The sequence below is a fragment of the Bradyrhizobium sp. SBR1B genome (genome assembly GCF_014198205.1).
In the GTDB taxonomy this organism is placed as follows: Bacteria; Pseudomonadota; Alphaproteobacteria; order Rhizobiales; family Xanthobacteraceae; genus Bradyrhizobium.
In genome coordinates this window covers 182,586-195,323 of record NZ_JACIHC010000001.1, presented here as the reverse complement: position 1 = coordinate 195,323, position 12,738 = coordinate 182,586, and the positions used below count along the sequence as shown (strand labels likewise).

The following is a 12,738-nucleotide window of genomic DNA, read 5'->3' as shown; positions in this document are numbered from 1 at the left end:
AGCCGACTACCAGCCGCTCGCTGACTTTGCAAGTATTATACCTTTGCAATCCTTGGTAATAGCCGGTATCACCCGGTCATGTTGCAATCGAGCCGCCAGCCCATGCCTGCCGAGTCCGTCGATCCCGATCACAAGGCTTTCCTCGACGATTACGTGGGACGCCTCCATCGCGCGACGGCAGTCGACGTCGGCGTTTTCGCCGCAATCTCCGCGACCCGTGCCACCTGGTTGCGCGCGCGCGAGCAGGGCGGTCGCGTCATCTTCATCGGTAATGGCGGCTCGGCCGGCATCGCCTCGCACCTGGCGATCGATCTGGCGAAGAACGCGTCGGTGCCTGCGCTCTGCTTCAGCGACGCGAGCATGATGTCGTGCCTCGCCAACGATTACGGCTTCGAGGACTGGATCGCGCACGCCGTGCGGCTGAGCGCACGCGCCGGCGACTGCCTCGTTGCGATCAGCTCGTCGGGGCGCTCGAAGAACATCCTCAACGCGGTTGCGCAGGCGCGGACGATGAAGCTCGACGTGGTCACGCTGTCGGGCATGAACGCGGACAATCCGCTGCGCAATCTCGGCGACGTCAATTTCTTCGTCGACAGCCGCAGCTACAACATCGTCGAGACCACGCACCAGTTCTGGATGATGGCCGCGATCGACCTCGTGATCGGTCGCGCGGAATATCCGGCATCCTGAGGCGGGCATCCGATGCAGTCGCGGTTCAAACAGGCGGCCCTGTTTTCGGTAAAGCTGCTGCTGTCGATTGCCGTGCTGGTCTACATCGCGCGCGGTCTCGATCTGCAGCGGTTGCGCAGCCATCTCGTCTCGGTCGATCCTTTGCTGTTCGTCCTGGCGCTGACGTTGATTTTCTTCCAGACCTTCGTGCTCAACGGCCGGTGGGAGCTGATCATGCGCGCGCTCGGCGTGTCGCTGGACTGGCTCGCGGGCTGGCGGATCCTCATGATCAGCCTCTGGTTCAATCAGGTGTTGCCGTCCTCGGTCGGCGGTGATGCGGTGCGGATGTGGCTGCTGCGCCAGCGCGGCGTGCAGTGGCCGGAGGCGGTCAAGGGCGTTGCGGCCGACCGTTTCACGGCGTTGATCGGGCTGATCGCGCTGATGGTGGCCGGATTGCCGTTCCTGTTGTCTCGCGTGTCCGATCAGGCCGCGATCCTGGCCATCGGCGGGCTGACGCTGGCCGGCGTCGCCGGCACCGTGGTTCTGTTGACGCTCGACCGTCTGCCCAAGCGCCTCATCGCCCATCCGGCGATCGCAAGCTTTGTCCGGTTCGGAGCGCTGGTCAGGTTTCTCCTCCTGCAGTCCGAACGCCGTGCTTTGCTGTTCGGATCGGCGTTGCTCATCCATCTCGTGACCGCGGCGGCCTGCTTCGCCCTGGCGCGCGGTGTCGGAGCAAAGCTCTCGGTGGTGGATGCCGGTATCCTGATTCCGCCCGTGGTGCTGTTGACGGCGGTCCCGATCTCGATCAGCGGCTGGGGTGTTCGCGAGGGGGCGATGGTCGCCTGCCTCGGTCTGGCGGGTGTCCCTTCCGAGGAAGCACTGTCGGTTTCGCTGCTGCTGGGCGCCATCAGCGTGATCATCGGGCTCGTCGGAGGCGCGATCTGGTTGGCAAGTCCGGAGCGCGGATCGTATTCAGCGGACAAGGCCGCCAAGGCGGCGGAGGAAGCCCCCAGCTACGACGGGCTGGGCAAGGAAGTCTCGAGCCACCCATGACTCGCTTGAGCCCGTTGCTGGCGGTCTGGTCTTCACGGGGTGGGATTGCCTCACCCGATCGCGTATCTCATTTTTCGGTTCCACGATGAAAAACCTGTTCTACGTCCGCCATACCTGCCGCCTCTGCCATTCGGACAAGCAGGAGCTTGTCGTCCCGATGGCAGGCATGCCGATCGGCACGCCCAACTTCCAGGTCCCGGACGCCAGCGTCGACGATCCCGTGTTCCGCGCTGCGGTGCCGATGGCGCTGCATCTGTGCAGGGATTGCGGCCATCTCCAGATTCTCCATGTCGGTAATCCCGAGATCCAGTACCGCAACTACGTCTACACCACCTCGCTCTCGCTCGGCCTGCGCGAGCACTTCGCGGGCTATGCCAACGACGTCGTCAGCCGCTTCGGTGTCGCGCCGGGCTCGCTGGTCGTCGAGCTCGGCAGCAACGATGGATCGCTGCTCGGCTTCTTCAAAGAGCGCGGCATGCGGGTGCTGGGTGTCGATCCCGCTGTGGACATCGCGAAGCGCGCGACCGCGGCGGGGATCGAGACCATCGGCGATTTCTTCACCGATGCCATCGGTCACCGCATCCTGCATAGCCACGGCGCGGCGAGCGTCGTGATCGCCAACAACATGATCGCCAATGTCGACAATCTCGATCCGCTGGTGATCGGGGTTCGCGACGTGCTCGCGCCGGACGGATTGTTCGTGTTCGAAACGCAATATGGCGTCGACGTCACCGAGAAGAACCTGCTCGACACCGTCTATCACGAGCATCTGTCGTATTTTAACATCAAGCCGCTGATCCGTTTCTTTGCCCGGCTCGGCATGGAGTTGATCGACGTCCAGCACATCTGGACCAAGGGTGGCTCGATCCGCGTGACCGTGCAGCGTGCCGGTGGCGCCAAGAAGCCGTCGGCTGAGGTCGCGCGCTTCGTCGCCGAGGAAGAGCGGCTGGGCGTCGATCAGCCGGCCTATTATGCGCCCTATGTGAAGCGGATCGCTGCGATCCGCGACGAGCTGGTCGCGATGGCTGATGCCGCTCATGCGCGCGGGCAGCTCGTCGCCGGCTACGGCGTCTCGGTCGGCACCACGACGCTGCTGCCGCAGTTCGGCCTGGAGAAAAAGATCGACTTCCTGGTCGACGACGATCCCAAGAAGGGGAACGTGATGGCCGGCCCGGGTTACGACATCCCGATCCTGCCGCCTGCCGCCCTTTATGAGCGCAAGCCGGCGTTCGTCGTCGTCTTCGCCTGGCGCTATGTCGACCCGATCCGGGCCAAGCACGCCCGCTACTTCGCCGAAGGCGGAAAGTTCGTGGTGCCGTTGCCTGGCATTTCCATGGTCGAGCGGGCAGACTGACCCGCGCAATAGGGCCGAGGCGGACGCTCCGGGGGAGCGTCTGGGAGGAACCGGACGGGCGCTGCGATTGCGCCCTGAAAGGTGGGTGGATAAGCCTTTGATCCGGCTGGGCTCTGCTCTAGCGCCCGGGAAGGTCGGCCGGTCCAGTCGGGCCCTCTATATCTTGACCTTTGGTCCTATCCGCAGTAGATACCCCGCACTCGCAGCCGGCCCGTTAGACGCGGATCTCCGGCGCGGCTTTGAAATCCCCGAACAATCGAGCCCGGTTTCCGGCTCATCCTTCGAGACAGAGGGCTGGGCCAACGGCGGCTGTTCGGATCCCTGAAATTCATTCGCGTCTGTCGACGGACGTTGGACATCAAAACGATGGCAGTCAGCCCGTTCAAGTTCTTGCAGGAAGTGCGCTCGGAGACCGCCAAGGTCACCTGGCCGACCCGCCGCGAGACCACGATCACCACCATCATGGTGTTCGTCATGGTCGCCGTGGCCTCGATCTTCTTCTTCGCCGCCGACCAGATCATCCGTGTCCTCATCACTTACCTTCTGGGCATTCACTGATGGCAACCGCAACCGCTCAATTGTCCGACAAGCGCTGGTACATCGTCCACGCCTACTCGAACTTCGAGAAGAAGGTCGCCGAATCGATCCGCGAGCAGGCCAAGCAGCGCGGGCTCGAGGAGCTGTTCGAGCTGGTGCTGGTTCCGACCGAGAAGGTCACCGAAGTGCGCCGCGGCCGCAAGATCGACGCCGAGCGCAAGTTCTTCCCCGGCTACGTGCTGGTGAAGATGAAGCTGACCGACGAAGCGTTTCATCTGATCAAGAACACGCCGAAGGTCACAGGCTTCCTCGGCGCTGAAAACAAGCCGATGCCGATCTCGGAATCCGAGGCCATGCGCATCCTGCACCAGGTGCAGGAGGGCGTGGAACGGCCGAAAGCGTCGGTGTCGTTCGAGATCGGCGAGAACGTGCGCGTGGCCGATGGCCCGTTCGCCTCGTTCTCGGGTGTCGTCGAGGAAATCGACGAGGCGCGCTCGCGCGTGAAGGTCGCGGTGTCGATCTTCGGCCGTGCCACGCCGGTCGAATTGGAATTCGGTCAGGTCGAGAAGGTCTGACCGGGTAGCGCGTGAAGTCGAAAAGCTTCGCGCAAAGAGAGGCCGTGGGAGGGAGAGGGCGGTTGCCAGCCGCATCCGACCCAGACCACGAACCTGAAACCGCCGGCGACAGCCGGCACAACAGGAGTGATACATGGCAAAGAAAGTGACCGGATACCTGAAGCTTCAGGTCCCGGCCGGTGCGGCGAATCCTTCGCCCCCGATCGGTCCCGCGCTCGGTCAGCGCGGTCTCAACATCATGGAGTTCTGCAAGGCGTTCAACGCGCAGACCCAGAAGGAAGAGAAGAACACCCCGATTCCCGTCGTGATCACGATCTACGCCGATCGTTCGTTCACGTTCGAGATGAAGACCCCCCCGATGTCCTTCTTCCTCAAGCAGGCCGCCAAGATCCAGTCCGGCTCGAAGGCGCCGGGCCGTGACAAGGCCGGCAAGGTGACCAAGGCGCAGGTGCGCGAGATCGCCGAGAAGAAGATGAAGGATCTCAATTGCGATTCCATCGAGTCGGCCATGAAGATGGTCGAGGGCTCTGCCCGTTCGATGGGCCTGGAAGTGGCGGGGTAAGCGGTCATGGCAATCGGAAAGCGTTTGAACAAAGCCCGCGAAGGTGTTGACCGCGAAAAGCTTTACCCGCTCGCGGACGCCATCAAGATGGTCAAGGAACGCGCGAAAGCGAAGTTCGACGAGACCATCGAGGTCGCGATCAATCTCGGCGTCGATCCGCGTCACGCCGACCAGATGGTCCGTGGCGTCGTGACCCTGCCGAACGGCACTGGCCGTACGCTCCGCGTCGGCGTGTTCGCCCGCGGCGCCAAGGCCGATGAGGCCAAGGCTGCGGGTGCCGACGTCGTCGGCGCCGAGGACCTGGTCGAGAAGGTGCAGAACGGCTCGATCGATTTCGACCGTTGCATCGCCACCCCCGACATGATGCCGCTGGTCGGCCGTCTCGGTAAGGTGCTCGGCCCGCGCGGCCTGATGCCGAACCCGAAGATCGGCACCGTGACCATGGACGTCACCGGTGCGGTGAAGGGTGCCAAGGGTGGCTCGGTCGAGTTCCGTGTCGAGAAGGCCGGCATCCTGCAGGCCGGCGTCGGCAAGGCCTCGTTCACCGAGGAGAAGCTGGTCGAGAACATCAAGGCCCTGGCTGACGCTGTCACCAAGGCAAAGCCGGCCGGTTCCAAGGGCACCTACATCCAGCGCGTTGCGGTGTCCTCGACGATGGGCCCGGGCGTGAAGGTCGAGCCGGGCACCATTCTCGGCTAAGTCTGGAAATTGCATGAGGCGAGGGGCGGAATTGGGCAACCGATTCCGCCCCTCGTCGTTTGTGGCACGGCTCACCGGAAACAAGAACAATGGCTGACAAGGTCCTGATCTATTCGCGCTTTCCCAAGTCGATGATGGCGCGTTTCGCCGAGCGCTTCGAATTGCTCGACACCGGCGGCAAGCCCGCGGGGGAGGTGCTATCGGCCGACGAACTCGGCAGCGTCCGCGCGATGCTGACGGCGGGCGGCTCGCCGCTCGGTGCGGAGGCGATGGATCTGTTTCCAAAACTCGGCGCCATTGTCTGCTACGGCACCGGCTATGACGGCGTCGACCTGAAGGCGGCAGCCAGCCGCAATATCGCGGTCGCCCACAGTCCCGGCGCCAATGCGGCCTCGGTTGCCGATATCGCGATGACCCTGATGCTGGCGACGACGCGGCGGATCCTTGTGGCCGACCAATACGTCCGCAGCGGCGATTGGGCCGCCTCGAAGCAATCGCCGATGATGCGCCCGCAGGCCGGCATGCCCGGCCGCCGCATCGGCGTCTACGGCATGGGCGAGATCGGCCGCAAGATCGCGGCGCGCTGCGCCGCCTTCGAGAGTGAGGTCGGCTATTTCAGCCGCAGCAAATACGATCTGCCCTATCAATATTTCCCGACCCTGGAGGCGCTGGCCGATTGGTGCAGCGTGTTGATGATCGCGGTCCGGGCAGGGGCCGAGACTCAGCACGTCGTCAATGCCGACATCCTGGGGCGCCTCGGCGCCGACGGCTACGTCGTCAACATCTCCCGCGGCTCGGTGATCGACGAGAAGGCGCTCGTGGCGGCCCTGACCGACAAGACCATCGCGGGGGCCGGCCTCGACGTCTTCGAGAAGGAACCTCACGTCCCCGACGCGCTGACCGCGCTGCCGAACGTGGTGTTCGCCCCGCATATCGGCGGTCACACCCTCGATTCGCACGTCGCCATGCAGAACTGCGTGCTGGCGAACCTGACGGCGTTCTTCGAGGGCAAGCCGCTGCCTTATGCGGTCAAATCGGCCTGAATCGGTCCTTATCGGCCCGGGTCAAGCACCCGCGGCAACGGATTGGAACTGGTGTGAATTTTGCTCTTGGCAAGCAGGCTCCGAGCGGCTAAAGAACCGCTTCCGGACGTGCCGGCTTCGGCTGGCGCGTTCGTGCACGCATTCCGAAAACCGAAGACAGGAGATCATTCCTTTTCAGGACGTCCGCAAGGATTTGCCCGAAAAGGAAGAAAACCCATCGGCTGGTGGAGTGCGGGCAGAGGTCGGGCGGTTCGCCGGCTGACCTTGTCCTGTCCAAGACTGCAGGCGCCCGCGGGAAGTTTCGACTTCTCAACGGCTTAATCGCATGGCCTGCATAGACGGGTGAAGACCGGATTTCACTTCGCATCCAGCTTTAAGGGCTGGTTTGCGGAACGGGTCTGGTTCGGACCTCGACACGCCGTGGGCCCAAGGGCTCCCGGAGGGCAGGCTTTGAATCGTCGTCGTGCCCGGCGTGTCCGAAGGGTTTTGCCCCGAGGTTCAGGTTTGGGTGGGACGATGGGTGCAACCCGGCGGTCCCGCTTTTCGCGATGACCGCCAACCGGAGAGAGCTTGCTGTGGAACGAGCGGCAAAAAAAGAGGCGGTCGAACAGCTCAATGAGGTCTTCAAGACCACGAGCGTCGCGGTCGTTGCTCAATATTCCGGCCTCACCGTCGCCCAGATGCAGAAGCTGCGCCAGCAGATGAAGCAGGCGGGCGCTGCGGTGAAGGTCTCGAAGAACCGTCTCGCCAAAATTGCGCTTGAAGGCACTGACGTCGTTGCCATCGGCCCCATGCTGAAGGGACCGACCGTGATCGCCACTTCGAACGATCCGGTAGCGGCGCCAAAGGTCGCCATCGAATTCGCCAAGGCGAACGAAAAGTTCGTCATCGTCGGCGGCTCGATGGGGAAGACCGTCCTGAATGTCGACGGCGTGAAGGCGCTTGCCTCGCTGCCGTCGCTTGATGAACTGCGCGGCAAGATCGTCGGCCTGCTTGTGGCCCCGGCGACCAAACTCGCTCAGCTCGCCAATGCGCCCGCGGGCAAGCTCGCGCGCGTCATCCAGGCTCATGCCTCAAAGGGCGAAGCGGCCTGACGCCCTTCGCAAAACTCAAACCCGAACCAGACTTACACGTAAGGAAACTGAACAATGGCTGACTTGCAGAAGATCGTTGACGACCTCTCGAGCCTCACCGTGCTCGAAGCTGCTGAACTGGCGAAGCTCCTCGAAGAAAAGTGGGGCGTTTCGGCTGCCGCGGCTGTCGCCGTGGCCGGCCCGGCTGGTGGTGGCGCTGCCGCCGCTCCGGCGGAAGAGAAGACCGAGTTCACGGTCGTTCTCGCCAGCGCCGGCGACAAGAAGATCGAGGTCATCAAGGAAGTCCGCGCCATCACCGGCCTGGGCCTGAAGGAAGCAAAGGACCTCGTCGAGGGCGCGCCGAAGCCTGTCAAGGAAGGCGTGAACAAGGACGAAGCCGACAAGATCAAGGTCCAGCTCGAGAAGGCTGGCGCGAAGGTCGAGCTCAAGTAAGCACCGCTTACTGACGAGGTCTCGGGCGAGCGTAAGCAGGCCCGAGACCTTGGCTTGCCCTTCAAAAAGGGGTGGGCCTGATGCAAAAGGCGTGCGACGGAACGTCCCGACGCAGGCCGAACACGAAAAAGTGTGGGGATTTGAGGGTTCGCCCCTCGAATCTCCACTATTGTCGCCCCATATCGGTTCGGCAGCACGAAAGCGCGGTGGGCAGGGATGCCGGATTCCCTGTAAGCCGTTGGGAGAGCAGGCTATTTCGGGCTTTTGCAGTCCGTGAAGACGGTCGTTGTGACGGGCGGGCGCGCACCAGCGCCCCGCGCGTCGTTTTGCGTTTTGAAGGTCTGAAGAACAGATTCAGGACATTCTCGCCTGAAGCTGAGTCTCCGGCCCCCAAAACGGGTTCGAAAAATTCAACCCGGGGAGCGGTGGCAGCCGCGTCCCGGACGGTTCGCCCAGAGCGGGCGACGAAAATGAGAGGCCACGATGGCGCAGCAGACATTCACCGGTCGCAAACGCGTTCGCAAGTTCTTCGGACACATCAAGGAAGTCGCCGAGATGCCGAACCTCATCGAGGTTCAGAAGGCGTCCTATGACCAGTTCCTGATGGTCGATGAACCCCAGGGTGGCCGTCTCGACGAGGGTCTGCAGGCGGTGTTCCGCTCGGTGTTTCCGATCTCCGATTTCTCGGGCACCTCGATGCTGGAATTCGTCCGCTACGAGTTCGAGCAGCCGAAATATGACGTCGACGAGTGCCGCCAGCGCGGCATGACCTTCGCGGCTCCCCTCAAGGTGACGCTGCGCCTCATCGTGTTCGATATCGACGAGGAAACCGGCGCGAAGTCGGTGAAGGACATCAAGGAGCAGGACGTCTACATGGGCGATATCCCGCTCATGACGATGAACGGCACCTTCATCGTCAACGGCACCGAGCGCGTCATCGTTTCGCAGATGCACCGCTCGCCCGGCGTGTTCTTCGATCACGACAAGGGCAAGACCCATTCCTCGGGGAAGCTGCTGTTCGCTGCTCGCGTGATCCCGTATCGCGGCTCCTGGCTCGACATCGAGTTCGACGCCAAGGACATCGTCTATGCGCGTATCGACCGTCGCCGCAAGATTCCGGTGACGTCGCTGATGTTCGCCCTCGGCCTCGACGGCGAGGCGATCCTGTCCACGTTCTACAAGAAGATCCTCTACAAGCGGACCAAGGAAGGCTGGCGCGTTCCGTTCGACGCCAACCGTTTCCGCGGCTACTCGACCATCAACGACCTGATCGATGCCGACACCGGCAAGGTCGTGCTCGAGGCCGGCAAGAAGCTCACCGTCCGCGCCGCCCGCCAGCTCCAGGAGAAGGGGCTGAAGGCGCTGCGCATGGCCGATGAGGAGCTGGTCGGCAACTACATCGCCGAGGACCTCGTCAACCCGAAGACCGGTGAGATCCACGCGGAAGCCGGTGAGGAAATCACCGACAAGTCGATGAAGGTGCTCAACGAGCACGGCTACAAGGAATTGCCGCTGCTCGACATCGACCACGTCAATGTCGGCGCCTACATCCGCAACACGCTCTCGGCCGACAAGAACATGACGCGTGAAGACGCGCTGTTCGACATCTACCGCGTGATGCGTCCGGGCGAGCCGCCGACGCTGGATTCGGCGCAGGCCATGTTCCAGTCGCTGTTCTTCGACGCCGAGCGCTACGACCTCTCCGCGGTCGGCCGTGTCAAGATGAACATGCGCCTCGACCTCGATGCGCCCGACACCCAGCGCACGCTGCGCAAGGAGGACATCCTCTCCGTCATCAAGACGCTGGTGGACCTGCGCGACGGCAAGGGCGAGATCGACGACATCGACCATCTCGGCAACCGCCGCGTGCGCTCGGTCGGCGAGCTCATGGAGAACCAGTACCGCATCGGCCTCCTGCGCATGGAGCGCGCGATCAAGGAGCGCATGTCCTCGGTCGACATCGACACGGTCATGCCGCAGGACCTGATCAACGCGAAGCCGGCGGCTGCCGCCGTGCGCGAGTTCTTCGGCTCCTCGCAGCTCTCGCAGTTCATGGACCAGACCAACCCGCTGTCGGAGATCACCCACAAGCGTCGCCTGTCGGCGCTTGGACCGGGCGGTCTGACCCGCGAGCGCGCCGGCTTCGAGGTGCGCGACGTGCATCCGACGCATTACGGCCGCATCTGCCCGATCGAGACGCCGGAAGGTCCGAACATCGGCCTGATCAACTCGCTCGCGACCTTCGCGCGCGTGAACAAGTACGGCTTCGTCGAGACGCCGTATCGCAAGGTCAAGGACGGCCGCGTCACCGACGAGGTCGTGTACCTCTCGGCGATGGAAGAGGGCCGCTACACGGTCGCGCAGGCCAACGTGCCGCTCGACCCGAAGGGCCGCTTCACCGAAGACCTCGTGGTCTGCCGTCACGCCGGCGAAGTCTTGCCGGTGACGCCTGACAAGGTCGACTACATGGACGTGTCGCCTAAGCAGCTGGTTTCGGTGGCCGCGGCGCTGATCCCATTCCTCGAGAACGACGACGCCAACCGCGCGCTGATGGGCTCGAACATGCAGCGTCAGGCTGTGCCGCTGGTTCGCGCCGAGGCCCCGTTCGTCGGCACCGGCATGGAAGGCGTGGTTGCGCGTGACTCGGGTGCTGCGATCGCGGCCCGCCGTTCGGGCGTGATCGACCAGATCGACGCCACCCGCGTCGTCATCCGCGCCACGGAAGATCTCGACCCGACCAAGTCGGGCGTCGATATCTACCGCCTGATGAAGTACCAGCGCTCGAACCAGTCGACCTGCATCAACCAGCGTCCGCTGGTGAAGGTCGGCGACATCGTCAAGAAGGGCGACATCATCGCCGACGGTCCGTCGACCGATCTCGGTGAGCTCGCGCTCGGCCGGAACGTGCTCGTCGCGTTCATGCCGTGGAACGGCTACAACTTCGAAGACTCGATCCTGCTCTCCGAGCGGATCGTGAAGGAAGACGTGTTCACCTCGATTCATATCGAAGAGTTCGAGGTGATGGCTCGCGACACCAAGCTCGGACCCGAGGAAATCACCCGCGACATTCCGAACGTCTCGGAAGAAGCGCTGAAGAACCTCGACGAAGCCGGTATCGTCTACATCGGTGCGGAAGTCCGCGCCGGCGACATCCTGGTCGGCAAGATCACGCCGAAGGGCGAGAGCCCGATGACGCCGGAAGAGAAGCTGCTGCGCGCGATCTTCGGCGAAAAGGCTTCCGACGTTCGCGATACCTCGCTGCGCGTTCCCCCGGGCGTGCAGGGCACGATCGTGGAAGTGCGCGTGTTCAACCGTCACGGCGTCGACAAGGACGAGCGTGCGCTGGCGATCGAGCGGGAAGAGATCGAGCGTCTGGCCAAGGACCGCGACGACGAGCAGGCGATCCTGGACCGCAACGTCTACAACCGTCTTGCCGAGCTCCTCGAGGGACGGCAGGGCATTGCCGGCCCGAAGGGCTTCAAGAAGGACACCAAGATCACCCGTGCGGTGCTCGAGGAGTACCCGAAGTCGCAGTGGTGGCTGTTCGCCTCGCCGAACGACAAGCTGATGGCCGAGATCGAGGCCATGCGGAAGCAGTACGACGAGTCGAAGAAGGGGCTTGAACAGCGCTTCCTCGACAAGGTCGAGAAGCTTCAGCGCGGTGACGAATTGCCGCCCGGCGTGATGAAGATGGTCAAGGTCTTCGTCGCGGTGAAGCGCAAGATCCAGCCCGGCGACAAGATGGCCGGCCGCCACGGCAACAAGGGCGTGGTGTCGAAGATCGTGCCGATCGAGGACATGCCGTTCCTCGAAGACGGTACGCACGCCGACATCGTGCTCAACCCGCTCGGCGTGCCTTCGCGCATGAACGTCGGACAGATCCTCGAGACCCATCTCGGCTGGGCCTGCGCCGGCCTCGGCAAGCGTATCGGCCAGACGGTCGATGCTTACCTGTCGAAGCAGGACATCAAGCCGCTGAAGGAAACCTTGAAGAAGGTCTACGGCGAGGACGAGACGATCAAGTCGCTCAACGACAACGAACTGATCGAGCTCGGCCACAATCTCAGCCGCGGCGTGCCGATCGCGACGCCGGTGTTCGACGGCGCCAAGGAAGCCGACATCGAGGAGATGCTGAAGCTTGCCGGCCTGGACGCGTCGGGTCAGTCGACCGTCTATGACGGCCGCACCGGCGATGCCTTCGATCGCAAGGTGACGGTGGGCTACATCTACATGCTCAAGCTGCACCATCTGGTCGACGACAAGATCCATGCGCGTTCGATCGGTCCGTACTCGCTCGTCACCCAGCAGCCGCTGGGCGGCAAGGCGCAGTTCGGCGGCCAGCGCTTCGGCGAAATGGAGGTGTGGGCGCTCGAGGCTTACGGCGCGGCGTACACGCTCCAGGAGATGCTGACGGTGAAGTCGGACGACGTCGCCGGCCGTACCAAGGTGTACGAGGCGATCGTGCGCGGCGACGACACGTTCGAGGCCGGTATTCCGGAATCGTTCAACGTGCTGGTCAAGGAAATGCGCTCGCTCGGCCTCAACGTCGACCTGCACAACTCCAAGATGGGACCGGCACCGACGTCGGAAGCGGCCGAGTAATTCGACCTGTCATGCCCGGCCTTCGCGGCCGGGCACCGGCGCCCCGTCCGAGGCCTTGAGGGCAGGGCGCCCTGCTTGAGTGATTTTCGAATTTGCGGCCGGAGGCGACCGGCACGCG

General features: G+C 63.5%; 11 protein-coding genes. All 11 read left to right on the top strand.

What is annotated here, in order from left to right:
- Window positions 1-102 precede the first annotated feature (102 nt).
- The 11 genes from GGD61_RS01050 (at window position 103) to rpoB (ending at window position 12,620) form a co-directional block, all read left to right on the top strand.
- Window positions 103-690: an SIS domain-containing protein gene (locus GGD61_RS01050; RefSeq protein WP_244550731.1), complete on the top strand. Its 588-nt coding sequence runs from the start codon at window positions 103-105 to the stop codon at window positions 688-690.
- A 12-nt stretch (window positions 691-702) separates the two neighbouring features.
- On the top strand, window positions 703-1,722 hold the full coding sequence (locus tag GGD61_RS01045; protein WP_092260229.1) for a lysylphosphatidylglycerol synthase transmembrane domain-containing protein: 1,020 nt from the start codon (window positions 703-705) through the stop codon (window positions 1,720-1,722).
- Between the two features lie 85 nt (window positions 1,723-1,807).
- Window positions 1,808-3,076: a class I SAM-dependent methyltransferase gene (locus GGD61_RS01040; RefSeq protein WP_092260227.1), complete on the top strand. Its 1,269-nt coding sequence runs from the start codon at window positions 1,808-1,810 to the stop codon at window positions 3,074-3,076.
- A gap of 366 nt (window positions 3,077-3,442) precedes the next feature.
- Window positions 3,443-3,634 carry a preprotein translocase subunit SecE gene (gene secE / locus GGD61_RS01035; protein ID WP_026202711.1) on the top strand — a complete coding sequence of 64 codons (192 nt, stop codon included), beginning with the start codon at window positions 3,443-3,445 and terminating at the stop codon, window positions 3,632-3,634.
- A complete protein-coding gene (nusG, locus tag GGD61_RS01030; RefSeq protein WP_008136441.1) occupies window positions 3,634-4,188 on the top strand; it encodes a transcription termination/antitermination protein NusG in 555 nt (184 codons plus the stop codon). The genes secE and nusG overlap by 1 nt, the downstream gene beginning before the upstream one ends.
- 133 nt (window positions 4,189-4,321) lie before the next feature.
- Window positions 4,322-4,750 carry a 50S ribosomal protein L11 gene (gene rplK / locus GGD61_RS01025; protein ID WP_006611824.1) on the top strand — a complete coding sequence of 143 codons (429 nt, stop codon included), beginning with the start codon at window positions 4,322-4,324 and terminating at the stop codon, window positions 4,748-4,750.
- A 6-nt stretch (window positions 4,751-4,756) separates the two neighbouring features.
- Entirely contained in the window at window positions 4,757-5,449 is a 693-nt protein-coding gene (gene rplA / locus GGD61_RS01020; RefSeq protein ID WP_018322253.1) for a 50S ribosomal protein L1, read from the top strand.
- An 89-nt stretch (window positions 5,450-5,538) separates the two neighbouring features.
- On the top strand, window positions 5,539-6,492 hold the full coding sequence (locus GGD61_RS01015; RefSeq protein WP_092260225.1) for a 2-hydroxyacid dehydrogenase: 954 nt from the start codon (window positions 5,539-5,541) through the stop codon (window positions 6,490-6,492).
- A 575-nt stretch (window positions 6,493-7,067) separates the two neighbouring features.
- Entirely contained in the window at window positions 7,068-7,586 is a 519-nt protein-coding gene (gene rplJ / locus GGD61_RS01010; RefSeq protein WP_018322254.1) for a 50S ribosomal protein L10, read from the top strand.
- 54 nt (window positions 7,587-7,640) lie between these two features.
- Window positions 7,641-8,018: a 50S ribosomal protein L7/L12 gene (gene rplL / locus GGD61_RS01005; protein WP_018322255.1), complete on the top strand. Its 378-nt coding sequence runs from the start codon at window positions 7,641-7,643 to the stop codon at window positions 8,016-8,018.
- Between the two features lie 483 nt (window positions 8,019-8,501).
- Window positions 8,502-12,620 carry a DNA-directed RNA polymerase subunit beta gene (gene rpoB, locus GGD61_RS01000; protein WP_018322256.1) on the top strand — a complete coding sequence of 1,373 codons (4,119 nt, stop codon included), beginning with the start codon at window positions 8,502-8,504 and terminating at the stop codon, window positions 12,618-12,620.
- The last annotated feature ends 118 nt before the right edge of the window (window positions 12,621-12,738 follow it).

Bases quoted from the DNA above. Each gene is read 5' to 3' on its own strand.
- rpoB (WP_018322256.1), top strand. From the start codon at position 8,502: ATGGCGCAGCAGACATTCACCGGTCGCAAACGCGTTCGCAAGTTCTTC.
- nusG (WP_008136441.1), top strand. From the start codon at position 3,634: ATGGCAACCGCAACCGCTCAATTGTCCGACAAGCGCTGGTACATCGTC.
- rplA (WP_018322253.1), top strand. From the start codon at position 4,757: ATGGCAATCGGAAAGCGTTTGAACAAAGCCCGCGAAGGTGTTGACCGC.
- rplL (WP_018322255.1), top strand. From the start codon at position 7,641: ATGGCTGACTTGCAGAAGATCGTTGACGACCTCTCGAGCCTCACCGTG.
- GGD61_RS01015 (WP_092260225.1), top strand. From the start codon at position 5,539: ATGGCTGACAAGGTCCTGATCTATTCGCGCTTTCCCAAGTCGATGATG.
- rplK (WP_006611824.1), top strand. From the start codon at position 4,322: ATGGCAAAGAAAGTGACCGGATACCTGAAGCTTCAGGTCCCGGCCGGT.
- GGD61_RS01040 (WP_092260227.1), top strand. From the start codon at position 1,808: ATGAAAAACCTGTTCTACGTCCGCCATACCTGCCGCCTCTGCCATTCG.
- secE (WP_026202711.1), top strand. From the start codon at position 3,443: ATGGCAGTCAGCCCGTTCAAGTTCTTGCAGGAAGTGCGCTCGGAGACC.
- GGD61_RS01045 (WP_092260229.1), top strand. From the start codon at position 703: ATGCAGTCGCGGTTCAAACAGGCGGCCCTGTTTTCGGTAAAGCTGCTG.
- GGD61_RS01050 (WP_244550731.1), top strand. From the start codon at position 103: ATGCCTGCCGAGTCCGTCGATCCCGATCACAAGGCTTTCCTCGACGAT.